The sequence below is a fragment of the Leisingera sp. CC-HEC096 genome, assembly GCF_059429235.1.
Map to the genome: position 1 here is coordinate 3,027,230 of NZ_JCAIJS010000001.1, position 21,743 is coordinate 3,048,972.

Below are 21,743 nucleotides of genomic sequence, written 5' to 3' on the forward strand. Positions count from 1 at the left end.
TCCGGGCCAGGCTCATTTCATCCCGGCTTCAGCCTCGATCTGCTTGCGGCTCTTGCGGGCGCGTTCTGTCGCCGATTTCAGCTGGCCGCACGCCGCCATGATGTCATCGCCGCGGGTCTTGCGGATCGGTGATGCGTAACCTGCCTGATAAACGATATTGGCAAAGGCCCGGATCCGGTTGTTCGAGGATCGCTTGTAAGGGCTGCCCGGCCATTCGTTGAACGGAATCAGGTTGATTTTGGCCGGGATGTTATAGCGCTTGATATGGTCGATCAGGCGGTGCGCGTCCTCATCCGAGTCGTTCACCCCGTCAAGCATCACGTACTCAAAAGTGATCCGCTCCGAGTTTGACGCCTTGGGGTAATCCGCCAGCGCCTGCAGCAGCTCGTCGATGTTCCAGCGCTTGTTGATCGGCACCAGAACGTCGCGGGTTTCGTTGGTGGTGGCGTGGAAAGAAATTGCCAGCAGGCAGCCGATTTCCTGTGCCGTCCGCGCAATTTCCGGCACCACACCCGAGGTCGACAGCGTGATCCGGCGGCGGCTTAGGGAGATGCCTTCCGGGTCCATCGCAATCTTCATCGCGTCGCGCACGTTGTCGAAGTTATAAAGCGGCTCGCCCATGCCCATCAGCACGATGTTGGACAGCAGCCGGGTTTCTTCCTTCGGTGCGCCCGGCACTGGCCATTCATCCAGATCGTCGCGCGCCATCATCACCTGGCCGACAATCTCCGCGGGGGTCAGGTTGCGCACCAGCTTCTGGGTGCCGGTGTGGCAGAAGGAGCAGGTCAGGGTGCAACCCACTTGGGAGGAAATGCACAGGGTGCCGCGGTCATCCTCGGGGATATAGACCACCTCAACCTCATGCCCGCCGGCAATGCGCACCAGATACTTGCGGGTGCCATCCGTGGACACCTGCTTGCTCACCACTTCCGGGACGCGGATTTCAAACGTTTCCGCCAGCTGCGCGCGGTAAGCTTTGGCGAGGTTGGTCATCTCGGCAAAGTCGCGCTTGCCCCACTGGTAGATCCATTGCCAGATCTGGCCGACCCGCATCTTGGCCTGCTTCTCCGGCGTGCCGTGTTCGATCAGCACCTCGCGCATCCGCTCGCGGGTCAGGCCGACAAGATTGATCTTGCCGCCCTCGGGATCCTTGCGGGGCAGGGTCAATACGTCTTGGGTGATCGGCGCGCTGGCGGTCATGGCTTTCGAACTCGATGCTGATGGGCGGATGCGGCTCTATATAGGATTCTGACCGAAGATCAAAAGGAATCCTCGGAACAAGTTTTTCCGGCGCTTTGCCAGGCCGTGCTTATCTGGCGAAGCGCACCAGCTCCGCTACCCGTGCCCGGCCCAGGGTGGTCCAGCAGGCCCGGGTTGCAATCCCGGCATCCTCGCGCACGTCATGGGCTTCGCCGGCAAAGGCGCAATGGGCAGTCCGGAACGCCTCCCAGGCGGTCTGGCTCTGCATCAGCGCAGCCTCGACCGCTGTCCCGCCATTGATATTGTCGCGCTCCGCAGCCGCGACCATGGCGGCTTCCAGCGCGTTGAAGAGCGCCGCTTCCACGCCCTCCTCGTCATCGGCGACGCAGGAGCCGACTTCCTCCTGGCTGCCGTCGCCGCATTCCAGTGCCGGATTGGCATGGGCGGGCAGGGCAAGCAGCGCAACTGCAAGGCAAGTGAACGGGAGAATGGCAAACTTCGGCATGGCAGGCACCTCCTGCCTCCCATGCTACGCGCCCCGCGGCTTTCAAACAAGAAAACCCCGGCGCCGGCCGGGGTTTACAGGAATGCCGTGCGGGCAAGGTTTACTTGCTGCAGCGTTTCTCGGCGTCTTCCACCGCGGCGGTGAAGCCCAACAGCGAGAAGGTGTCCTTGGTCTGGGTGCCGCGGGCCGAACGTGCGGTCAGCACCGCATCGGCGCCGCGCTTCATCGCGGTGATGATCTTGGCGTCATCCGCAGGGGTCGCGGGCCACGCCCATTCGCCCTCGGTGAACAGTTCGAACTCAGAGTCGCCGATCGCCATGTTGACGGTGGAGCCCGGCGCAAACGGATAGCCGCCGGTAAAGCTCACTTCACCCTTGGGGGTGGCATTCTCGCGGAAGGTGACAAACAGCTGGATCTCGCTGCGGCGCACCGCCACCACACGGCCGTCGCGGGTGTTCACCGTTTCCTTCGGTGCCGAGACACCCCAACACTCGCTAGGGTTATCGCCTTCGAACACGCTCCAGTCGACCTTGGCGGCGACGCGGTTCTTCGAAGTTTCCTGCGCAGATGCGGTGGTTGCCAATGCTGCCAGACACAGGCCCGCAGCCACGCGGGCGAGTTTCAATGCCATTTGTCCCGACTCCAAGACTGTTCTCTATACCTCAAAACCAAGCAAAGGGCCCGCAGCGTTTCATCCGCTGTCTGGTCCCGATCCCCTCGCTTGCGCTACACAACCACACTAACGTAACAAGCACCACGGGCGAAAGTGCGTTTTGGCAGGATTTCGCCAACAAAACATGAGGGGAGACATCATGCCGAAACCTGTGCCCATGGCCGAAGTCTGGCGCGGCCCGCTGCTGGAAAGCCTGCACCTGGGCCATGCCGTCATTTGCGATGCGTCAGGCCAGGTGGTGCGCAGCTGGGGCGACCCCGGTGCGGTGATCTATCCGCGCAGCTCCGCCAAGATGATCCAGGCGCTGCCGCTGATCACTTCCGGCGCCGCCGCGCGCTATGGCCTGACGTCCGAGCAGCTGGCGCTGGCCTGCGCTTCTCACAACGGCGCGCACATCCACACGGACCGGGTGAACAGCTGGCTCGATCAGCTGGGGCTTAGGGACGACGATTTCCGCTGCGGCCCGCAGCTGCCGGATGACATTCCGGCCCGCAACGAGCTGATCAAGTCCGACAGCAGCCCCTGCCAGGTGCACAACAACTGCTCCGGCAAACACGCGGGCTTCCTGACCCTGACGCAGTACCTGGGCGCAGGTGCGGAATACATCGAGGTGGATCACCCGGTGCAGCAGGCCTGTCTTGCTGCGTTTGAGGAAACCACCGGCCAGGATAGTCCCGGCTATGGCATCGACGGCTGCTCGGCACCGAACTTTGCCACCACTGTCACGGGCCTGGCCCGTTCCATGGCCTGGTTTGCCAGCGCCGCGGACCGCTCCGACCGCGCCTCAGAAGCGGCGCAGCAGCTGGTCGCGGCAATGACCGCGCATCCGGAACTGGTGGCTGGCGAAACCCGCTGCTGCACCAACCTGATGCGCGCGATGGGCGGCAAGGTGGCGATCAAGACCGGCGCCGAGGCGGTGTTCATCGCCATTCTGCCGGAACAGAAGCTGGGCGTCGCGTTGAAGATCACAGATGGCACTACCCGCGCCAGCGAATGCGCCATTGCCGCGCTGATGGTCAGCCTTGGCGTGCTGGAGGCAGAGCACCCGGAAACCCGTAAATACATGAACAAGACTCTCTACAGCCGCCGCGGGCTGGAATGCGGGTCCATCCGCCCGGCAGCGGAGCTGCTGTTCTAAAAGCAAGGCGGCGGAGTTGCTGTTCCGGAATCAAACGCCCCGGCTCTGCACCGGGGCGTTTCCTTACATCTCCATCTCGATGATCTCGGCGACTTCGACAGAGCCGCTGCCGTCTGCCACCATCGGGCAGCCCTTGGCCATCTCGCAGGCCGCGTCCTGGCTGGACGCCTGCACAACCGAATAGCCCGAGACCGGATTTGCACCGCCATTGTCCGCCACGCCGCCGGCGCTGACGGTCTTGGACATGCCCACCGGCGCGCCCGGCACTTTCAGCGCATCGCCCATCGAGCCCATCCAGCTCTTCCAGGCCTCCATCACCTTGGCGCCTTCCTCCTCGCTCTCCGGGGTTTTGCCGCCGTGATAAACAAAAATGAACTCTGGCATTGGTCTTCTCCCTTGGTTGCGATGAAATGTGCGTCAGGTGATTGCCGTCAGCTGAGCCTCCAGCTTGCGCAGGGTCGAGGTCCAGCCTTCTTCATGGCGTGCGGCGATCTCGTCGTCGCTTAGATCCCGGTGATCGACTAGCAGCATGGCGCCATCCCCGGCAGCGGCGATGGTGAAGGTCACATGGCTCTCGGCGCCGCGGCTGCCGTCCTCCTCGTGCCAGGCCCAGGTGAAGCCGACGGATTTCGGCACATCCACATGGGTCACCTGGCCGGAAACATGGAACCGCTGCCCGTCGCTGTTCTGCATGACCGAATACCACGGGCCGGTGCGGCTGAGGTCCAAGTCATGCTCTGGAATGCTGACTCCCTCCGGCCCCCACCATTTCAGCAGCTTGTCCGGAGTGGTCACCCAATCGAACAGCTTCTCCGGGCTGACCGGGAAGATCCGTTGCAGCTGCAGGTCGCTCATGCCGTTTTCTCCATCAGGTGCCGTCCTCCATCAAAGCCGCCTGCAGACGGTCCAGGCTTCCGTCCCAGAACGCTCTGCGGGATTGGGTCCACTCGGCAATCATCCTGAGGCCCTCGGGCCGGGCAGAATAGAGCCGCCGGGTACCGTCAGCGCGCTGGCGCACCAGTCCGGCCTCGCGCAGCACCTTCAGGTGGCGCGAGATGGCAGGCGCCGAAATGCCCGCCCCCGGCGCCAGATCGCCCGCAGGCAGCTCGCCCTGGGTGATCAGCTGGTCGACAATCGACAGGCGGGTTTCGTCCGACAGGGCGGCAAAAGATTTCAGAAGCGGAGTCATGCTCCTATTATTAACATTATCGTTAAATAATGGAAGCGTTAATTTGATCCTCACCAGAGACGCCTGAAACCGCGGGCCGTTTGCCCTTCTTGGGCAGGATGGTCTCCCGCCCGTCGACAGCCTGTTCTGCGAACAGGCTCCTCCCGTTGGGCCCGGCGCTGCGCAAATGCGCAGCGCCGGGCCCAAGGCCGCCAAGGGGCGGCTGCGCCAGCAGCCGCTCCTGCGGGCGCGGGAGCTCCCCGGACTCTGACCCGGGGAGCGTTCTCAGCCTTGGAAGTCGTTCCGGGTGTAGCCCTGGATGAACAGCAGCGCTGTCAGGTCGCCGTGGTTGATGCGGATATCGCATTCCGCCGCCACCGAAGGCTTTGCGTGCAGCGCAACACCGGCGCCTGCGCGTTTCAGCATCCCCAGATCATTGGCGCCGTCGCCCACGGCAATCACATCCGCTTCAGCAATTCCCAGCCGGGCGGTGATCTGCTCCAGCGCCTCCACCTTGGCCTCGCGGCCCAAAATCGGCCGCGCCGCTTCGCCGGTCAGCCTGCCGTCTGCCGCCAGCAGCGTATTGGCGCGGTTCTCGTCAAAGCCCAGCTCCGCCGCCACACGTGCGGTAAACGCCGTGAACCCGCCCGAGACCAGCGCCGTATAAGCGCCATTTGCCTTCATCACCGCCAGCAGCTGCTTGCCGCCGGGCATCAGGGTGATGCGCTCGTTCAGAACCTTGGTGATCACCGTCTCCGGCAGCCCCTGCAGCAGACCGACCCGCTCGACCAGCGCGCCCTCGAAATCCAGCTCGCCATTCATCGCCCGCGCGGTGATCTCCTTCACGCGTGTGCCGACGCCCGCCTCCTCGGCCAGCTCATCAATGCATTCCTGCTGGATCATGGTCGAGTCCATGTCGGCCAGCAGCATCTTCTTCTTGCGCCCCTCCGCCGGCTGGATCACCAGATCCACCCCCATCTGCTGCAGATCCTCCCAGACCTGCCAGCGGTTGTCCGGCATCTGCTCCAGCGTGAACTCGGCCGCCACGCCCGGCGCCAGCCAGATGGCCTCGCCGCCGCCCCAGGCATTGCGCAGCGATTCGGGCAGGGCGGGTTCCAGCACCGGGCTGGCGGGATTGCAAAGCAGGCTGGCAACAAACATCGGCGGGCTCCGTTTCGTCAGGATTTCCCTTGTCATAGCGGGCCGCCGGGGCATCGGCCAGACGGCAAGAACCTGTTCAAATCCGGGGTGATCATAAGGAGCGGCCCATTTTGCCATTTCAGAGCGGCTGTTTCCGATGGTGGAAAATCATGTCGCAAAAAACGAATGAACAGCCGCAAAATTTCAATATTTCTGTTGCGTGCCGCGCTGCAGCAGCCTAGCTCTGTACCCGGGACACCCCTCCCCAACGAGGGGCGCTTATCTGGAAGGGTAGCATTGATGGCTATTGCACAACCGGCATCGCGGCCGGCCAATCCGCGTTTTTCCTCGGGCCCCTGCGCCAAACCTCCCGTCTTCGACCTGTCAAAACTCGCCGGCGCGCCGCTGGGCCGCTCGCACCGTGCTGCGGTGGGCAAGGAGAAGCTGAAGGCGGCGATCGAAGGCACCCGCGAGATCCTGAATATCCCGGCAGACTACAAGATCGGCATCGTACCAGCGTCGGACACCGGCGCGGTGGAAATGGCAATGTGGAACCTCTTGGGCGCTCGCGGCACCGAGATGCTGGCCTGGGAAAGCTTCGGCTCCGGCTGGGTCACCGACGCGGTGAAGCAGCTCAAGCTGGACGCCACCGTCAAAACCGCCGACTACGGCCAGATTGTCGACCTCGCCACTGTCGACTTCACCAATGACGTTGTCTTCACCTGGAACGGCACCACCTCCGGCGTGCGGGTGCCCAACGGCGACTGGATCCCGGCGGACCGCGAAGGGCTCACCATCTGCGACGCGACCTCTGCCGCTTTTGCCCAGCATCTGCCCTGGGACAAGCTGGATGTGACCACCTTCTCCTGGCAGAAGGTTCTGGGCGGCGAAGCGGCGCATGGCATGATCATCCTCAGCCCCCGCGCGGTGGAACGGCTGGAAAGCTACACCCCCGCCTGGCCGCTGCCGAAGATCTTCCGCCTGACCAAGGGCGGCAAGCTGATCGACGGCATCTTCCAGGGCGCGACCATCAACACCCCTTCGATGCTGGCGGTGGAGGATTACCTGCTGGCGCTCGATTGGGCCCGCTCCGTCGGCGGCATGGAAGGCCTGCGCGAACGCGCCTATGCCAACTTGGCCGCGGTGCAAAGCTTCGTGCAGGACAACCCCTGGATCGCCTTCCTGGCGGAACAGCCGGAATACCGCTCCAACACCTCGGTCTGCCTCAAGTTCACCGACGAACGCATCCAGGACGGCGCCGCGTTTGCCAAGGCCGTGGCCAAGCGTCTGGAAGCCGAAGGCGTGGCCTATGACATTGGTGCTTACCGCGACGCGCCTCCGGGCCTGCGCATCTGGTGCGGCGGCACGGTGGAAGCCACCGACGTGGCAGCGCTGATGCCCTGGATCAAATGGGCCTTTGAGGCCGAGATCGCGGCCCAAACCGAGGCCGCTTGAACAGGCGGTGGGCAAATTGCCCACCCTGCCCAGAGCAAACACCGTAGGGTGGGCGATTCCGCCCACCGCCCCGGGACATTCATAAGGACCCTAAGCCATGGCTCCCAAAGTTCTCATCTCCGACAAGCTGTCCGAGGCCGCCGTCCAGATCTTCCGCGACCGCGGCATTGACGTCGACTTCCTGCCCGACGTGGGCAAGGACAAGGAAAAACTGGCGGAAATCATCGGCCAGTACGACGGCCTCGCCATCCGCTCTGCCACCAAGGTGACGGAAAAGATCCTGGAGAACGCCGATAACCTCAAGGTGATCGGCCGCGCCGGCATCGGCACCGACAACATCGACAAGGAAGCCGCCTCCAAGCGCGGCGTCATTGTGATGAACACGCCGTTCGGCAACATGATCACCACCGCCGAACACGCGATTGCGATGATGTTCGCGGTCGCCCGCCAGCTGCCGGAGGCCTCCGCCTCCACCCATGCCGGCAAGTGGGAAAAGTCCAAGTTCATGGGCACCGAGCTGACCGCCAAGACCCTGGGCGTGATCGGCGCCGGCAACATCGGCGGCATCGTCTGCGACCGCGCCCGCGGCCTCAAGATGAAGGTGGTGGCCTATGACCCCTACCTGAGCACCGAGAAAGCCGACAAGATGGGCGTCGAAAAGGTGGAGCTGGACGAGCTGCTGGCCCGCGCCGATTTCATTACCCTGCACGTGCCGCTGACCGACCAGACCCGCAACATCCTGTCCAAGGAAAACCTGGAGAAGACCAAGAAGGGCGTCCGCATCATCAACTGCGCCCGCGGCGGTCTGGTGGATGAGGCCGCACTGGCGGAACTCCTGACCTCCGGCCATGTGGCAGGCGCCGCCTTCGACGTGTTCTCGGAAGAACCGGCCAAGGAAAACGCCCTGTTCGGCTTGCCCAACGTGGTCTGCACCCCGCACCTGGGCGCCGCCACCACCGAGGCGCAGGAAAACGTCGCCCTGCAGGTGGCCGAGCAGATGTCCAACTACCTTCTGACCGGCGCGGTCGAGAACGCGCTCAACATGCCCTCGGTCACCGCCGAGGAAGCCAAGGTCATGGGCCCCTGGATCAAGCTGGCCGACCACCTGGGCAGCTTCGTCGGCCAGATGACGGATGAGCCGATCAAGGCGATCAACATCCTCTATGACGGTGTCGCGGCCGGCATGAACCTGGACGCGCTGAACTGCGCCGTGGTCGCAGGCATCATGAAGCGCGCAAACCCCGAGGTGAACCTTGTCTCCGCCCCGGTGGTCGCCAAGGAGCGCGGGATCCAGATCTCCACCACCAACCAGGACAAATCCGGCGCTTTCGACGGCTACATCAAGGTGACCGCCGTCACCTCCAAGCGCGAGCGCTCGGTGGCGGGCACCGTGTTCTCCGACGGCAAGCCGCGGTTCATCCAGATCAAGGGCATCAACATCGAGGCGGATGTGGGCGCGCACATGCTCTACACCACCAACGAGGACGTGCCCGGCATCATCGGCACCCTGGGCCATACCCTGGGCGACAACGGCGTCAACATCGCCAACTTCACCCTGGGCCGCTCCGAGGCCGGCGGCGAGGCCATCGCGCTGCTCTACGTGGATGAGCCCGTCCCGGCCGAAATCCGCGCCAAGCTTGCCGAAACCGGCCTGTTCAACCAGATCAAGCCGCTGGAGTTCGACGTCGTCTAAACGTCCCGGTACAAGTCTGCAGAAGCCCCCGCCACTGCCGCGGGGGCTTCTTTCAATGCCCCTTCTGACGCGCGAACACCGCTTTGTCCGGCCGGTGCCGCAGCACAACCGCGGTAAAGATCAGCATCGACAGCAGCGCCGTTGCCGATCCAGCCTGCGCCAGCACCTCACCCCGCTCCAGAATGGCCAGCGGAATGCCCGGCACCAGCAACGCCAGCGCCAGCAGCGCCGTGCCCAGGTGCAGCCGCGGCAGCACGCCCCCGGCCGCGGCCGGCAGCAGGTGGTAATAGAACGCATAAATCGAACAGCTGACCCACCCGAGCAGGTTCAGATGCCCATGCGCCGGCGACAAGAGGTGGTCCTGGCTTGCCGACATCTGAATGCCCCAGACCATGCCGCCGAGCGCCGACACCACCGCCGCCAGCATGAACCACCGCGCAACTCCGACCATGATCAACCCTCCCGGCTCTGACTGTCTGCATCTGTCCTGCCGGATAAAATGCGGCACTGGTGCCGGATTGCCAGCCGCCCGCCTGTTTTTCCCGGGGTTGAGCCTGCCGCCGCAATGCGCCATCAATCCGCCACAGCCCGCAGCAAGGAGCCGCCATGACCGCCCCCCTCTACGCCATCGGCGACATTCACGGCCAGCTGGAGATGCTGGATGCCGCTCTGCAGCGGATCAAAGCCGACGGCGGCGAGGATGCCCGCATCGTCTTCCTTGGCGACTATACCGACCGCGGCCCCGATAGCCGCGGAGTAATCGAGCGGCTGATGGCCGGCCAGGAGCAGGGCCGGGACTGGATCTGCCTAAAAGGCAACCACGACCGGATGTTCGAATGGTTCCTGGAGGAGACGCCCCGCCACGATCCGCATCTCCTGATCGGCTACCATTGGCTGCATGAGCGGATCGGCGGAGTTGAGACCTTGGCCAGCTACGGGCTGACATTCGAAGACCGCACCCGGCTCGACGATCTGCACGCCAGAGCCAAGGAAGTGATACCGGCGCCGCACGCCGAATTCCTGCGCAGCCTTCCTGCCCTGCACGAGACGCCGGAGCTAGCCTTTGTGCACGCCGGGATACGTCCCGGAGTGCCGCTTGCCCAGCAGCATGAGGACGAACTGGTCTGGATCCGGCAGCCTTTCCACGACCACACCGGCCCCCATCCGAAGCTGATCGTGCATGGCCATACGCCGGTGGACCGACCCAGCCACTACGGCAATCGCGTCAACCTCGACAGCGGCGCCGGCTACGGCCGCCCGCTCACCGCCGCTGTTTTCGAGGGCCGCGACTGCTGGCTGCTGACAGACGCGGGCAGGATGCCGCTTAAACCCTGATCCGCTTTTTCATCTTTCCACAAGTACTCTGGGGGTGAGCGCCAAAGGCGCGAGGGGGCAAAGCCCCCTCAACCGGACATCACGTCCAATCCAGAACCACCTTACCGCTGGCCCCTGATTTCATCGCCGCAAACCCTTCGGCAAAATCATCCACCCCGAACCGGTGGGTGATCACCCGGCTCACATCCAGGCCGTTCTGCAGCATGGCGATCATCTTGTACCAGGTCTCGAACATCTCGCGCCCATAGACCCCCTTGATGGTGATGGCCTTGAACACGATGCGCGACCAGTCGACCGGCGACTTGCCCGGCGGAATGCCCAACAGGGCAATCTTGCCGCCCATCACCAAAGCCTCGACCATCTGGTCCAGCGCCGCCTGCGAACCGGACATCTCCAGCCCGACGTCAAACCCCTGCTTCATGCCGAGCTCCCGGACCACATCCTGCAGCTCTTCCTTGGACACGTCCACCGTGCGCACTGCCGGCACCACATGGGCGGCCAGCTTCAGCCGGTCCGGGTTGATGTCGGTGATCACCACGTGCCGGGCGCCCGCATGTTTCGCCACCGCCGCCGCCATGATGCCAATGGGGCCGGCCCCGGTGATCAGAACGTCCTCGCCCAGCAGGTCAAAGCTGAGCGCCGTATGCACCGCATTGCCCAGCGGATCGAGGATCGCGCCAATCTCGTCCGGAATATCATCCGGCAGCGGCACCACGTTGAAGGCCGGCAGCTTCAGATACTGCGCAAAGGCGCCCTGCTCGTTCACCCCGATGCCGCGGGTGCCGGGGTCCAGGTGGAACTTGCCGGCCCGGCTCTGGCGCGAATCCGTCTTGATCAGATGCCCCTCGCCCGAGCAGCGCTGCCCCACCGCCAGATCGGTGACATTGCGGCCGATCTCGACGATCTCGCCCGCAAATTCATGGCCGGTAATCATCGGCACCGGCACGGTGTGCGACGCCCATTCGTCCCAGTTCCAGATGTGAATGTCGGTGCCGCAGATGCCGGTCTTCTTCACCTTGATCAGCACCTCGTCCGGGCCGATCTCCGGCACCGGCGCCTGCACCATCCACAGGCCCTCCTGCGGATGGCTCTTCTCCAGCGCTTTCATCGTGTTCGGAAAGCTCATGACAAAATCCCCAGTTCCTTGCCGACCTTGCCAAACGCCGCCAGCGCCCGGTCCAGTTCGTCCCGCGTCAGCGCCGCGTTCATCTGCGTCCGGATACGCGCCTGGCCGCGCGGCACCACGGGGAAGAAGAAGCCGGAGACATAGACGCCCTCGTCAAACAGCCGCGCCGCCATATCCTGCGCCAGCTGCGCCTCGCCAAGCATCACCGGGATGATCGGATGCTCACCCGGCAGCAGGTCAAAACCCAGTTTCTCCAGCCCCGCCCGCCAGTACTTCGCATTCTCGAACAGCTGCGCCCGCAGCCCGTCCCCTTCTTCCACCAGCCGGATCGCCTCGAGCCCGGCAGCAACAATCGATGGCGGCAGCGAATTGGAGAACAAATAGGGCCGCGCCCGCTGCCGCAGCAGGTCGATCACTGGCTGCGGCCCGGCGATATAACCGCCGATGGCCCCCCCAAGTGCTTTGCCCAGGGTCCCCGTCAGGATGTCCACGTCCACCCCAAAGTGTTCCGGCGTGCCGGCGCCCGTCGCCCCCATGAAGCCGGTGGCGTGGCAGTCATCCACCATCACGATGGCATTGTATTTGTCCGCCAGCGCCCGGATCTCCGGCAGCTTCGCCAGGTAGCCGTCCATCGAGAACACGCCGTCGGTCGCGATCATGATATGCCGCGCCCCGTCCTCGCGGGCCTGCTTCAGCCAGGCCTCCAGATCGTTCATGTCGCTGTTCAGGTAGCGGTAGCGCTTGGCCTTGCACAGCCGGATACCGTCGATGATCGAGGCATGGTTCAAGCTGTCCGAAATAATCGCATCCTCCGGCCCCAACAGCGGCTCGAACAGCCCGCCGTTGGCGTCGAAACAGGCCGCGAACAGGATCGCGTCATCCTTGCCGAGGAACTTGGCCAGCCTTTGCTCCAGCTCCCGGTGAATGTCCTGGGTGCCGCAGATGAACCGCACCGAGGCCATGCCAAACCCTTTCGGCTCCATCGCGTCCTTGGCAGCCTTGATCAGGGCGGGGTGGTCGGCCAGACCCAGATAGTTGTTGGCGCACAGGTTGATCACTTCGCGCCCGCCAACCGTGATCTCACCCCCCTGCGGGGAGGTGATCATTCGCTCGCGCTTGTACAGCCCCTCACCCTCGATCTGGGCCAGTGTGTTGGAGATGTCGGTCAGAAAAGCAGTGGACATGCGCAAACTCCCTTGGTGTCTCGAGTCGCGTGTCTATCATAGCGGATGCGTTTCCGGAATACAGGATTTCAGCATTACGGAAAAAAATCCGTGAAACTGGACGCGGCCGGTGAAATTCCGCCAAACCGGACTATCTGCCCAGAATTAGGGAGGATTGCACACATGGCACGGGTGACGGGAATTGGCGGTGTATTCATCAAGGCGCGCGGCGACGCCAAGACGCTGGCGGCGTGGTACCGCGATCACCTGGGGCTGGAGCTGGCGGATTTCGGCGGCGCCATCCTCAACTGGCAGGACGACACGGCAGAGGACGGCGGCCTCACCGTCTGGGGCACTGCCGACCCCGACGGCACATGGTTTGCGCCCAGCACCTCCGGCTTCATGATCAACTACCGGGTCGACGACATGGACGGCATGATCGCGAAGCTGACCGCCGCAGGCATCCCCATCCTGCAAGGGCCGCAGTCCCATGAAAACGGCCGCTTTGCCTGGATCATGGACCCAGAGGGCAACAAGGTGGAGCTGTGGGAGCCCAAGCTTTGGGACGAGAAGAACAAGGGCTGACCGCCCAAAAGGAAAACGCGGCCCCTTTTCAGGAACCGCGCTTCCGATCTGCAATGCTGCGTGGCTTATGCCAGCTGCAGGTTCACCGCCGACTCGCGGCCGTCACGGCCTGCTTCGATGTCGAAAGTGACTTTCTGGTTGTCCGCCAGGCCGGTCAGGCCGGAACGCTCAACAGCGGAGATGTGCACAAACACGTCTTTGCTGCCGCCGTCGGGTGCGATGAAGCCGTAGCCTTTGGTGGTGTTGAACCATTTTACGGTGCCGGTGGCCATATCCGTAGTCTCCTTGGTGTGTGCTGCCCGCGGAAGTGCGGCAGCCTGGCGTAGTCGGTCTGGATCGAGAGACTGATAACGCCGCGAAGCGGGAGACAGTGGATCGACAAGAATAACGTAAGCGGTCCACATATGGGCCGGACACCCGAGTCGTTCAAGGGCTTTGTGCATAAAAGCCGCTGCGAGGGGTTTTCCTGCCGATGCAGCCGACCAGCACATCTTACGGATGTCCCGGCCCGCATCTAGCGGCTGCGTAAGGCCGTCGCCTGTTTCTCTAGGATTGCGCAGCAGAATCTGCCGGGGGCAGCGGTAAAGGTATCAAACGTCTTCCTTGCCAGTTGCGGGCTTTGTTGTCCGGCTAAGCGGGAAGATGTTACTGCTTATGCGTTTTTCACGATCAGAAACACCCGCGCCGGCCCCTCTGGCGCGGTGATCGAGTGGGCCACGTCGGCGGCATAGCGGGCGGTGTCGCCGGCCTGCAGCTGGTCCTTGGCATTTCCGGAACTCACTGCAATCTCGCCATCCAGCACTGTCAGCTGCTCAACCGCGCCGCGGGTGTGGGGCTGGCTGATCAGCGCGCCGCCCTGATCAAACCGGATGTCATAAACCTCGTGCCCGCCAGCCTCTTCCGGCGGCGACAGGATGCGGATCCGGCAGCCTTGGCCCATGTTCTCGATCTTGGGAACATCCGCCGCGCGCAGCACCTCGATCCGGTCCTGCATGTCGCCCGCTTCCAGCAGCCCGGCAAAATCCACCTGCAGCGCGCGGGTCAGGTTCCACAGCGTCGCAATGGTGGGGGAGCTTTCGCCGCGCTCGATCTGGCTCACCATTGACCGGCTGACGCCCGACAGGTTGGCAACTGCCTCCAGGCTCAAACCTTGGGCGCGGCGCGCCTCTTTCAGGCGGGCGGGCAGCAGGGTCAGGATATCGTCTTTGTTTTCCGTCATGACGGATTCTCTGCGACGGCGAAGCCGATTTGTCAAATGTTCCGGTGCACCAGATGCTGCGCTGCAGCGGTGAATAGGGGGTGTACAGGCGGTGCACGGGGGTGACAGCCAGGTGACGCGGCGTTTTGATGACGGCACGTATCAGCAGACAGATCAATGCTGCGGGTGCATGATAGGGCAAATCTGACGAGGAGAGAGAGTATGAATGACATCGTGATCCTGGACGGCGCCCGCACCGCGATCGGCACTTTTGGCGGCGCGCTGGCGGGCACCGCGCCGATTGACCTGGCCACGACGGTCTCCAAGGCGGCACTGGAACGCTCCGGCGTTGAGGGCGGCCAGATCGGCCATGTGGTCTTTGGTCACATCATCAACACAGAGCCGCGCGACATGTACCTGAGCCGGGTCGCGGCGATGCAGGCCGGGGTGCCGGATGCGGTTCCGGCGATGAACGTGAACCGTCTGTGCGGCTCCGGCGTGCAGGCAATTGTCTCGGCTTATCAGTCGCTTGCCATGGGCGATGCGGAGTTCGCGCTGGCTGGCGGCGCCGAGAATATGTCGCGCAGCCCCTACATTATCCAGCAAAGCCGCTGGGGCGCGAAGATGGGTGATGTGAAGTCGCTCGACATGATGCTGGGCGCGCTGAACTGCCCGTTCGGCACCGGCCATATGGGGGTGACAGCCGAAAATGTGGCGGATGAGCATGAGATCACCCGCGAGCAGATGGATGACTTCGCCCTCACCAGCCAGACCCGCGCGGCAGCGGCGATCGAGGCCGGTCATTTCAAGTCCCAGATCACCCCGGTTGAAGTGAAGGTAAAGCGCGATCTGGTGCCGTTTGAGGTGGACGAGCATCCCAAGGCCACCACCCCCGAGGCGCTGGCCGGCCTGCGGGCGGTATTCCAGAAGGACGGCCGGGTAACTGCCGGAAATGCCAGCGGAATCAACGATGGCGCAGCGGCCATGGTGCTGGCCACCGCTGCCGCGGCTGAGAAGACAGGGCTGAAACCCAAGGCGCGGATCCTCGGCTATGCCCATGCCGGCGTGCGCCCGGAAGTGATGGGCATCGGCCCGGTTCCCGCGGTGCGCAACCTATTGGAGAAAACCGGCCTTTCCGCTGGCGACTTCGACGTGGTCGAGTCGAATGAAGCCTTTGCCGCGCAGGCGCTGGCCGTGAACAAGGAGCTGGGACTGGATCCGGCCAAGGTGAACCCAAATGGCGGTGCAATTGCGCTGGGCCATCCTGTGGGCGCAACCGGCGCGATTATCACATTGAAAACGCTTTATGAACTGGAGCGGACCGGAGGCTCCAAAGGTTTGATCACCATGTGCATCGGCGGCGGCCAGGGCATTGCGCTGGCGATCGAACGGCTTTGACAATGATCCCGCGGGGAGTGTCGCTTCGGCGCTCCCTGCCCGGACAGAACGGCTTTTGCGATAAAATATCGCCGTCCACATATACAGATTATGCAATTTTAAGTAGAAGTAATTACCCCTTAAGAATAGCTGGCGATTCCAAGTGATTGCCGGAATTCGTTCCTGAATTCACCTCCCGGGGTTGCGAAAGCGGGCGGGAATGCGCAAGGGTTGCGTGATCCCGTGCAAGTGACGTCGGTATAGGGTATCAATGTGACAGCCAATGTTCTGCTTCTGGAAGACGATATCAGTGTCCGCTTCACCTTCAGTATGGCGTTGCAGGAAGCTGGGTACACTGTGACGGCAGTCACCAGCTGCAGCGAAGCCATTTCTGCATTGACCGGAATGCCGTTCGACGTATTGGTCCTGGATCTGAAGATCGGGGAAGAAATGTCACTTCCAGTGGCGGATTACGCCGCCTTGCTGCGCCCGGATATTCCGGTGGTCTACATTACCGGCAGCCGGCTGTTTTCCGGCGGGGAGTTATTTACTCTCAGCCGCAATATCCGCTGGGTTCTGCGCAAGCCGGTGAACCTTTCTGATCTTCTCAGCATGGTTGACCATGTGACCGGACGGGTCGCAACTGCAGCGGCAGTCTAACCTCGCGGCCCACCGGAGTTTCCCTGAACGGATTGCTTTTAAAGGGCTTTCAGGCGGGCCGGGGAAATTAGCCGCAGGATATCGTAAAGACTGCACCCTTTCCGGGTTCACCGTCTGCAAGGAGATGCCAGGAATGGCGGCGGCAGATCTCGGCGCAGGTTGACAGGCCGATCCCGTTGCCGTCGATTTCGCGGTGCACCCGGTGGAACGGCTGCAGGATGCGGTGCCTCTCCTGCGGGTCAAAACCGATTCCGTTATCGGCCACCGAAAGTGTCCATTCTTCGCGGCCGGTGCCTTCCATCCTAATGGTGATTTTCAGCGGGCGGGCAGGATCCCGGTATTTGATCGCGTTGGACAGGAGGTTGGTCAGCAGCAAGTGCAGCAAGGTCGGGTCCGCCTGCAATGCCGTGCCGTTCCCTTCAATGCGGACCTGCGCGCCGCAGGCTTGCGTTTCCTGCTGCAGGCTGGCGCAGGCCTCGGAAACCGCTTCTTCCATTGCGATTTCCTGAAAGCTGATGCGGGAAGAGGTTGAGACCGAATGGTCCAAAAGCTGGGTTGTCAGCCTGTCCATCTGGCGGGCCGCCCGGGCCATGTGCTGCAAGAACTCCTGGGCGGTGTTCGGGAGCCCGGCGCTGTAGTGATCGGAGAAGAACTGCAGGGCACCTATCATGGTGTTGATCGGAGTGCGCAGGTCGTGCGAAGCGGCATGGGCAAAGGCCTCCATGGAAAACAGGGTTTCCTGCAGCTTCAGATTTGCGTCCTTGGCGAAGTGCAGTTCACCGCGCAGCTTGCCGCGCATCTCGTTCATTTGCCGCAATCTGTCCGCTGTGAGCCTCAGCTGATCCTGGGTCAGGAGGATCAGCCGCTCGCCCTTGGTGGCGGACCGCAGCAGCGAAAGACGGAATTCGGTGTCCTGCGTTGGCGTGCCAAGATTACCGGCGGCCATGGGGAAGCTCACGGCTCCTGCAGCGGCGCCCTTACGCAGGCCGGACACTACGTCGTCGCGGTTCTGAAGGGTCAATTCACTGAAACAGGTTCCAGCCAGTGCGCCGGTGCCAGATGGGGAAAACGGGCAGAAACTGCGTTCTGCCCGCCGGTTGCAGACAAGGATGCGGCCGTTCCAATCCAGAATAAAAGACCCGTACGGGGACGCAAGAAACGCCTTGCTCAGCACATCGGCATTCACGTCTGCGTCTTCAGGCAGCATGGGCAGCACCTTCGATGATTTTCAAGGGACCGCCGGTGAGACAGCTGGCAAACGGCAAGCCGAAAGCATTGCCCCGGGCAATACCCGTCCGTTTGCGGTGCAGGCGGAATGCTGAGCGATTTGTGATCTGTCGTTCCTCCTTGGCAGCTGCCAGCTTGCGGGTGTTTTTCTCCTGCCTATTCCGAGGCGGTGCCTGACATCTGCAACCCGCCGTAGACGTGGGATATCCGGCCACTCTTTTCCCGCTTTGCCTGGGCAAACAGGAGGGCGCGCGCGCAGGTGCCTTCCGCATTGCGCACGCGCACTGCACGATGGAAGGGACGGCCGTTCATCAGCACTTGCTGAAGCCCGTCCCTGACGTCAGCCAAGTCATCAGGGTGGACGCGCTTCAGCAGCAGTTCTACCGAAGGCACATTTGTTTCCGGATCATAGCCGAGCAGGTCGAACATTGCCGGAGTCCACACGGGCACGTTGTTCAGAACGTCGATGGAAAAGACGCCGATGGACAAATGCTCCTGAATCGCCGCGCTGCAATCAAGCAGCAATTCCCGCTCATTGATCTGGGCTTTGTCCCAGCATACGCCAATAAACTGCACGGCCTCCCCATGCGAATCCTGGAACACCGTCACGCTGCCCTTGAGGTTGCGGGAGTTCCTGGCATCGTCGAAGAACCTGGCGTCGAACTCGAAGGAACCGCCGCCATCGCGAAGCTTGTCCAGCGATGCGCGCAAGCCCGCCTGGTCTTCGGGATGGGCGCGGTTGAGAATGTCTTCGAAGGACAAGCTGGCGGAGCTGTCCTCAATGCCAAGGACGGTTTGCGCCTCCGGTGACATGAATGTCTCTCCGGTATCCAGGTTGTGGGTCCAGAATCCAAGCCTGGCAACGCTGCTGACCAGCCTGAGAACATTGTAGGAGGGCTCGTTGTCGAAGCGGGTTATGGTGATCGAGATGCCAATCAGCTTGTTATGAACATCCAAAACAGGCGACATGACCAGCGTGTAGCAACGGCCGCCGGACATGATAGGTATGCGCCGGGTCTCCTGAAGCCGCAGCACCGTATTGGCGATCGGTGCCAGGGCCGGGAAGCCGCGCGGCAGGTTGCATTGACTGAGGTGCAGGCCGGTTGGCGGCAGCTCGCCAATACCCAGCACGTCGTTGGCCATGCGCGACACGCGGCGGACAATCAGAGCCTGGTCTGCCAGCGCAACGGCGTAAGGCGACGAGGCCAGCATGGCCTCCAGCTCCGAAGACAGCGCCTGACGCTCCGCTGAGCTGATCTGCAGCTCCTCATTCACGGTCAGCAATTCCTCGTTCGTGGATTGCAGTTCCTCATTGGAGGTTTCCAGTTCCTCGTTGGTGGCCTGAAATTCCTCGTTCGTGGATTGCAGTTCTTCGTTGGCGGACTGGAGCTCCTCGTTTGCGGTCTGCAACTCTTCGATGGTCTGTTGAAGCGCCTCCTGGGTCGCACGGATCTCCATTTCCATGCGCTCAACGTAATCGCGCTGGTCACGGTCGGAGATCTCTTCGAAGGTGAATTCCTTCTGCTCTTCGAATTTGGTGTTGATCGCCAGCAGGCAGTGAACCTCGCCGCCGTTGCGGCTGACAAAAGGAAAGGCTTGCAACTGGACGCGGTTGCCGGTGGGCAAAGAGACTGTGTGCCAGCGGCCGTCGCGGCGCTCTTCGTTGCGGATGGCCACCGCAATCAGGCTCGAGGCCTCGCCGCGCAGCGGTTCGATCAGCATCTTGACGTTGAGCGAAGTCGACATGCCGGCCCGGATTTCGCTGTAAACACTGATGTCGCCCAGAACTTCGATGATATCGCCGTGGCGGGTGCAGATGATGCCATTAGGGGCGACGGCCCGAGCCAGCGACAGGTCGGCCTGTGCGGCCTGTTCTGCGGCCGCCCGTTCAGGCGATTTCCTAAGGTTGAGGGGCCGCAGATTGCCATTGCCCTGCGCCCTGGAGGAGACAGACAATTCTCCGGAAATCCCGCGGCGCTTGCCGAAGATCTTGTCCGATCCCTGGCAGGCCTCGAAATAGATGCCCATCTCGCCAACGGTCTCGGAGGTGCCAAGAAACAGCAGGGCACCCGGCGCCATGGAATAATGCAGCCGGGTCAGCACCCGTTCCTGCAAGGCATGGTTGAAGTAGATCAGCACGTTGCGGATCGTGACCAGGTTCACGTTGATGAATGGCGGATCCTGGAACACGTTATGGCGCGAAAACAGCGTGACATTGCGCAGCTCCTGACGGACCGTGATGTCGCTTTCACCGACATCGAAGTAATCTTTCAGGTAATTGGGCGGAATGTCTTGGGCTGCCGAGATCGGGTAGGTTCCCTTGCGCGCAACCTCGATGGCGTTCTGGTCGATATCGGTAGCAAAGATCTGCACGTTGCCCTTAGTCAGCGCGTGAATGCCGCCGAGGATCTCTGCGATCAGAATGGCGATCGAATAGGCCTCTTCGCCGGTGGCACAGCCGACCACCCAGACCCGGATCGGACCGGGGCCCCTGTCTGCCAGCTGCTTTTCGACTTGGTCGTTCAGCTTTCGGAATTGGTCCGGATCGCGGAAGAAGCGTGTGACCGAGATTAGTAAGTCGCGGTGCAACGCATCCACCTCGTCAACGTTGGACCGGCAGTAATCGACGTATTTCTCATAGTCATTGATGCTGAGCGCCGACATCCGCCGGGCGATGCGGCGGTTCAGAGTGTTTTCCTTGTAATCGGCAAAATCGACCTGGGTGCGGGCCATAAGGATGCTGAACAGCTCGGTAAGCTTGCCGGGTTCATCTGCGGCAGAACGCAACAGTTCCAGGTCACGCGGCTTGGCTAGTATTTTTTCCGCGTGTTCGCCGATCTGTTCTGGCGTGAGGATCAGGTCGATACAGCCAGTTTCGATCGCCGAGCCAGGCATGCCGTCGTACTTGGCCGAGCCGGGCTCTTGAGCGATTGTGATACCTCCGGCCTCGCGGATCGACTGTACCCCGTAGCTGCCATCGCTGCCGGTTCCCGACAGCACTATTCCGACACAGTTTTCACCGCATTCCTTGGCAAGGCTCTGGAACAGCCGGTCCGCCGATGGCTTCGGCGTTGCGGGATGGCCTGCGGGGTTGCGCAAGCGCAGTTTGCCGTCTTCGAACACCACGTCTGTGTCGGGTGGGGTGACGTAGATGGTGCCGGCTTCGGGTTCCGTGACGCGGCTCAATTCCACCACCGGAAGCGAGGTTTCCCGCGCGATCAGCGATGTCAGCACACTTTTGTGGGTGGGGGACATATGCTGGGCAATCACATAGATAGCGTTGGCGGACCGGGGAAGGTTCTGAACCAGCAGGGAGACGGCCTCCAGACCGCCGGCCGAGGCAGCGATGCCTGCGACCCGCAAGTCCCAGCTGTGGCTATCTTTTTGCGTGCTGTCCTCGTCCGGCAGCGGTCCGTTTTTTTCTGCCGTCATATCCTGTTCCGGGTGCTCCATTCTTCAACACGTCTCCGAAAAGTCTGAAAGTAGGGTTTCAACCCCCGCGGTCGCGCGCGGGCGGATTCGAACCGGTTAGGCTGCGTCGCAGAACTTATCAATCAAATTCAAAAGCTGACCCGGGGTCACTGGCTTGGAGGCAAAACTGGTCATGCCAAGCTCCTGGATAATGGCGTCGTTTTGATAGGCGGCGTCAGCAGTCATCGCGATAATTGGCAGGTTGCCGGGCAGGTCGAGCCGCGACTGGCGTATTTGGCGGGTTGCCTCGATTCCGGAGATTTGCGGCATGTGCAGATCCATCAGCACCAGCCCGAAATCGTGCGGAGCCGCGGTGAGGATATCGATGCTCTGCTGCCCGTCTGCAGCAATTTCAACGTCCACGCCAAGTGCCAGAATGATTTCGCGCATCATGTAGCGTGCGAACTCATCATTCTCGACAAGCAGGACTTTCCGCGGACGTTTCATTACCGGGTTCCGTTGTTGCTGCTATGGGGCCGGAAACAGGCAATTGGCCGCCAGTGCTTCTTAGAGGGGCAGAGCTGATCCAGCGCCCTCCTTGCAATCCTGCGGTTTTGGAAGAAACGGCCAGTCCGAACTTGGGGCCATCATGCTGCCGGCTTGCCCGGTAGTCAACGTGCTAGAAATAC

Annotated in this window: 22 protein-coding genes; 7 read left to right on the forward strand and 15 right to left on the reverse strand. The window is 62.4% G+C overall.

Annotated elements, in window-relative coordinates:
• Nucleotides 1-12: 12 nt before the first annotated feature.
• From rlmN to AC5STI_RS14570, 3 genes are all read right to left on the reverse strand, one after another.
• Nucleotides 13-1,200 carry a dual-specificity RNA methyltransferase RlmN gene (rlmN, locus tag AC5STI_RS14560; RefSeq protein WP_495447169.1) on the reverse strand — a complete coding sequence of 396 codons (1,188 nt, stop codon included), beginning with the start codon at nucleotides 1,198-1,200 and terminating at the stop codon, nucleotides 13-15.
• Between the two features lie 109 nt (nucleotides 1,201-1,309).
• Nucleotides 1,310-1,705, reverse strand: coding sequence for a lysozyme inhibitor LprI family protein (locus AC5STI_RS14565; RefSeq protein ID WP_475048874.1), 396 nt, complete (start codon nucleotides 1,703-1,705; stop codon nucleotides 1,310-1,312).
• Between the two features lie 100 nt (nucleotides 1,706-1,805).
• Nucleotides 1,806-2,336, reverse strand: coding sequence for an invasion associated locus B family protein (locus AC5STI_RS14570; RefSeq protein WP_475048877.1), 531 nt, complete (start codon nucleotides 2,334-2,336; stop codon nucleotides 1,806-1,808).
• 181 nt (nucleotides 2,337-2,517) lie between these two features.
• Here AC5STI_RS14570 and AC5STI_RS14575 point away from each other — a divergent pair, with 181 nt between their 5' ends.
• Nucleotides 2,518-3,516: an asparaginase gene (locus AC5STI_RS14575; RefSeq protein WP_495447170.1), complete on the forward strand. Its 999-nt coding sequence runs from the start codon at nucleotides 2,518-2,520 to the stop codon at nucleotides 3,514-3,516.
• A gap of 63 nt (nucleotides 3,517-3,579) precedes the next feature.
• On the opposite strand, the gene AC5STI_RS14580 is transcribed toward AC5STI_RS14575, so the two are convergent.
• The 4 genes from AC5STI_RS14580 to serB form a co-directional block, all read right to left on the reverse strand.
• Nucleotides 3,580-3,900 carry a YciI family protein gene (locus AC5STI_RS14580; protein WP_475048882.1) on the reverse strand — a complete coding sequence of 107 codons (321 nt, stop codon included), beginning with the start codon at nucleotides 3,898-3,900 and terminating at the stop codon, nucleotides 3,580-3,582.
• A 33-nt stretch (nucleotides 3,901-3,933) separates the two neighbouring features.
• A complete protein-coding gene (locus tag AC5STI_RS14585) occupies nucleotides 3,934-4,371 on the reverse strand; it encodes an SRPBCC family protein (RefSeq protein ID WP_475048885.1) in 438 nt (145 codons plus the stop codon).
• 13 nt (nucleotides 4,372-4,384) lie between these two features.
• Nucleotides 4,385-4,705: an ArsR/SmtB family transcription factor gene (locus AC5STI_RS14590; protein WP_495447171.1), complete on the reverse strand. Its 321-nt coding sequence runs from the start codon at nucleotides 4,703-4,705 to the stop codon at nucleotides 4,385-4,387.
• Between the two features lie 264 nt (nucleotides 4,706-4,969).
• Nucleotides 4,970-5,845, reverse strand: a complete 876-nt coding sequence (gene serB, locus AC5STI_RS14595) for a phosphoserine phosphatase SerB (RefSeq protein ID WP_495447172.1) — start codon at nucleotides 5,843-5,845, stop codon at nucleotides 4,970-4,972.
• Between the two features lie 279 nt (nucleotides 5,846-6,124).
• Here serB and AC5STI_RS14600 point away from each other — a divergent pair, with 279 nt between their 5' ends.
• Nucleotides 6,125-7,279 (forward strand): phosphoserine transaminase, encoded by a 1,155-nt coding sequence (locus AC5STI_RS14600; protein ID WP_495447173.1) that lies wholly within the window; start codon nucleotides 6,125-6,127, stop codon nucleotides 7,277-7,279.
• Between the two features lie 97 nt (nucleotides 7,280-7,376).
• Nucleotides 7,377-8,972: a phosphoglycerate dehydrogenase gene (serA, locus tag AC5STI_RS14605; RefSeq protein WP_475048895.1), complete on the forward strand. Its 1,596-nt coding sequence runs from the start codon at nucleotides 7,377-7,379 to the stop codon at nucleotides 8,970-8,972.
• Nucleotides 8,973-9,024: 52 nt separating this feature from the next.
• Here the strand turns inward: serA and AC5STI_RS14610 are convergent, their stop codons facing one another.
• On the reverse strand, nucleotides 9,025-9,423 hold the full coding sequence (locus AC5STI_RS14610; protein WP_495447174.1) for a hypothetical protein: 399 nt from the start codon (nucleotides 9,421-9,423) through the stop codon (nucleotides 9,025-9,027).
• Between the two features lie 155 nt (nucleotides 9,424-9,578).
• On the opposite strand from AC5STI_RS14610, the gene AC5STI_RS14615 reads away from it, so the two are divergent.
• Nucleotides 9,579-10,307 (forward strand): metallophosphoesterase family protein, encoded by a 729-nt coding sequence (locus AC5STI_RS14615; RefSeq protein WP_495447175.1) that lies wholly within the window; start codon nucleotides 9,579-9,581, stop codon nucleotides 10,305-10,307.
• A gap of 79 nt (nucleotides 10,308-10,386) precedes the next feature.
• Here the strand turns inward: AC5STI_RS14615 and tdh are convergent, their stop codons facing one another.
• A complete protein-coding gene (gene tdh / locus AC5STI_RS14620) occupies nucleotides 10,387-11,415 on the reverse strand; it encodes an L-threonine 3-dehydrogenase (RefSeq protein WP_495447772.1) in 1,029 nt (342 codons plus the stop codon).
• A 14-nt stretch (nucleotides 11,416-11,429) separates the two neighbouring features.
• Nucleotides 11,430-12,617 (reverse strand): glycine C-acetyltransferase, encoded by a 1,188-nt coding sequence (locus AC5STI_RS14625; RefSeq protein ID WP_495447176.1) that lies wholly within the window; start codon nucleotides 12,615-12,617, stop codon nucleotides 11,430-11,432.
• 162 nt (nucleotides 12,618-12,779) lie between these two features.
• Between AC5STI_RS14625 and AC5STI_RS14630 the strand changes: the two genes are divergently transcribed.
• On the forward strand, nucleotides 12,780-13,181 hold the full coding sequence (locus tag AC5STI_RS14630; RefSeq protein ID WP_495447177.1) for a VOC family protein: 402 nt from the start codon (nucleotides 12,780-12,782) through the stop codon (nucleotides 13,179-13,181).
• 65 nt (nucleotides 13,182-13,246) lie between these two features.
• Here the strand turns inward: AC5STI_RS14630 and AC5STI_RS14635 are convergent, their stop codons facing one another.
• Together AC5STI_RS14635 and AC5STI_RS14640 are read right to left on the reverse strand one after the other, a co-directional pair.
• Complete coding sequence (locus AC5STI_RS14635) at nucleotides 13,247-13,453, reverse strand: cold-shock protein (protein ID WP_490400072.1); 207 nt, start codon at nucleotides 13,451-13,453, stop codon at nucleotides 13,247-13,249.
• A 380-nt stretch (nucleotides 13,454-13,833) separates the two neighbouring features.
• Nucleotides 13,834-14,400, reverse strand: a complete 567-nt coding sequence (locus AC5STI_RS14640; protein ID WP_475048909.1) for a helix-turn-helix domain-containing protein — start codon at nucleotides 14,398-14,400, stop codon at nucleotides 13,834-13,836.
• A 201-nt stretch (nucleotides 14,401-14,601) separates the two neighbouring features.
• On the opposite strand from AC5STI_RS14640, the gene AC5STI_RS14645 reads away from it, so the two are divergent.
• Nucleotides 14,602-15,777 carry an acetyl-CoA C-acyltransferase family protein gene (locus AC5STI_RS14645; protein ID WP_495447178.1) on the forward strand — a complete coding sequence of 392 codons (1,176 nt, stop codon included), beginning with the start codon at nucleotides 14,602-14,604 and terminating at the stop codon, nucleotides 15,775-15,777.
• A 252-nt stretch (nucleotides 15,778-16,029) separates the two neighbouring features.
• The gene (locus AC5STI_RS14650; RefSeq protein WP_495447179.1) at nucleotides 16,030-16,416 is read left to right on the forward strand and encodes a response regulator; all 387 of its coding nucleotides are present in this window, start codon (nucleotides 16,030-16,032) and stop codon (nucleotides 16,414-16,416) included.
• A 67-nt stretch (nucleotides 16,417-16,483) separates the two neighbouring features.
• On the opposite strand, the gene AC5STI_RS14655 is transcribed toward AC5STI_RS14650, so the two are convergent.
• From AC5STI_RS14655 to AC5STI_RS14665, 3 genes are all read right to left on the reverse strand, one after another.
• Entirely contained in the window at nucleotides 16,484-17,437 is a 954-nt protein-coding gene (locus tag AC5STI_RS14655) for a sensor histidine kinase (RefSeq protein ID WP_495447180.1), read from the reverse strand.
• 362 nt (nucleotides 17,438-17,799) lie between these two features.
• Nucleotides 17,800-21,075 (reverse strand): chemotaxis protein CheB, encoded by a 3,276-nt coding sequence (locus tag AC5STI_RS14660; protein WP_495447181.1) that lies wholly within the window; start codon nucleotides 21,073-21,075, stop codon nucleotides 17,800-17,802.
• A 96-nt stretch (nucleotides 21,076-21,171) separates the two neighbouring features.
• Complete coding sequence (locus AC5STI_RS14665) at nucleotides 21,172-21,561, reverse strand: response regulator (RefSeq protein ID WP_490400067.1); 390 nt, start codon at nucleotides 21,559-21,561, stop codon at nucleotides 21,172-21,174.
• Nucleotides 21,562-21,743: the final 182 nt, after the last annotated feature.